This window comes from Streptomyces alkaliphilus (assembly GCF_014141535.1).
Lineage (GTDB): Bacteria > Actinomycetota > Actinomycetes > Streptomycetales > Streptomycetaceae > Streptomyces > Streptomyces alkaliphilus.
Window position 1 is genome coordinate 1 of sequence record NZ_VKHT01000992.1, and the last position, 1,829, is coordinate 1,829.

The following is a 1,829-nucleotide window of genomic DNA, read 5'->3' on the forward strand; positions in this document are numbered from 1 at the left end:
CCTCGGCCGTGCTCCCGGCGGCCCCCGCCCCGGGTGCCGCCGGGAGCACGGCCGAGGACTTCGGTCGCCGGCTGCTGGCCCTGGCGGCGGAGGCCGAGGCCGCCGGGGTGGACCCGGAGTCGGCGCTGCGGGCCGCCGCCCGGGGATACCGGGACACCCTGCTCGCCGCCGAGGCCGAACGGACCGCCGACGCGGGGTGACCCGCGCGGTCCCCGGCCGGGCCCGCCGGGGGTGTCCGATTAGCCGGATTCGCGGTCGTTTCGGCCGGTCGGCGCGGGTCACCGTCCCGCCGGCACCACCCGCCGCCCCGTGCCGGCACCGGCGTGACGTCCTAGGCTGTGCCCGGACAGGACGGACCAGCAGGGGGCATACGCCATGACGACAGGCCGGCTCGGACAGCAGGCCGCGCCACCGAACAGGGCCTACGCGGGCCAGGTGGTGCGCTTCCCGGACCCGGTGCGGGCCGCCCGGTACCCCGACGGCGTGCGGGTGGACGACGCCGGTTACCCGGATTTCTCCCCCTACGCCCGGGCCGCGGCCGAGATCGCCGACCCGCCGGAGGGCTTCGGCGTGGACGAACTGCGGCTGACCGACTACGTCTCCGCCAACGCCGTGCTGCGCGCCGCCGGCCACGAACTGTGGACCGACCTGCCGGCCGTCGCCACCCCGCACGGCTGGACCTGGCACCACGTGGTGGGCAGCCGGCGTCTGGAACTGATCCCGGCCGAGGTCAAGGCCCTGCTGCGGCACCACGGCGGCATCGCCACCAGCTCGGTGGACCAGCACAAGCGCGGCACCCGGCCGTTGGCGGAGACCCGTCCCGCCCACTTCACCGTGCCGCGATCGGTCGCCGTGCCCGAGGACCGCCTGCGGGCGACCGAGGAGAAGCTCGGCCACCGCCTGCCCGACGCCTACCGCTCCTTCCTGCGGGCCGCCGGGGGCAGCGCCCCGAGCGGGGTCGCGCTCTACGCCGAACTGGGCATCCTGCTCGACCAGCCGTTCTGGACGCTGCGCGACGAACCGGACGTCAACGACCTCGTCTACATGAACAAGTGCCTGCGCGACCACCTGACCAAGGACTACCTCGGGGTGTGCTTCGTGCAGGGCGGCATCCTGACGGTGAAGACGCGCGGCAGCGGCGCCGGGTCGGTGTGGCTGTGCCCGCACGACGACGCCCGCGACCGCGACGGGGTCGGGGTGGAGGAGCGCATGGCGGAGCTGCTGCTGCCGTGCGCGGCGGACTTCGACGAGTTCCTGCTGCGGTTGGCCGGCAATCCGCCGGAGCTGACGACCGTGGCCGATCTGATGGTGGACGGCGGGTTCGCGCGCTCCGTCCCGGTGGAGGGGTGAGGCGCCGATGGTGACCTTCGCGCAGGCCCGCGAGCGGGCCGAGCAGTGGGTGTCCGAGTCCGATCCGCAGGCACCGCACCGCACGGTGGGAATGCGGGAGTTCGACCGGGGCTTCGTCGTCTGGGCGGACACCCCGGCGGGCGCCCCGCCCGCCGGGGGAAGGCTGGTGATCGCCCGGGACAGCGGGGAGACCACGCTGTGGCCGGCGCTGCCGGTGGACGAGGTGATCGCCGCGTGGACGGCCGAGTACGGCGCCACGGGTCCCGCGGCGCCGACGCCCGCCCCGGCCGCCTCGATGGACCTGGAGAAGACCTCGTTCCTGTTGACGCCGCCGCAGTGGTTGCAGGAGGCGGCCGACCGGGCGGGGATCCCCGACCAGCGATCGGAGACGGCGCAGGCCGGGGCGTCGGCGACCGGCGCGGCCACGGGTTCACCCGAACCCACCGGCTCCCCCGCCGGTCCCCCCGCCGGGTTCGGGG

Annotated in this window: 1 protein-coding gene and 2 pseudogenes; all 3 read left to right on the forward strand. The window is 75.8% G+C overall.

The window, feature by feature from the left end; translation table 11 throughout:
• A pseudogene (locus FNQ90_RS21815) lies at positions 1-200 on the forward strand (hypothetical protein); the annotation flags it as partial.
• 175 nt (positions 201-375) lie between these two features.
• Positions 376-1,350, forward strand: coding sequence for an SMI1/KNR4 family protein (locus tag FNQ90_RS21820; protein WP_182607916.1), 975 nt, complete (start codon positions 376-378; stop codon positions 1,348-1,350).
• Positions 1,351-1,357: 7 nt separating this feature from the next.
• Positions 1,358-1,829 (forward strand): annotated as a pseudogene (locus FNQ90_RS21825) (SUKH-4 family immunity protein); the annotation flags it as partial.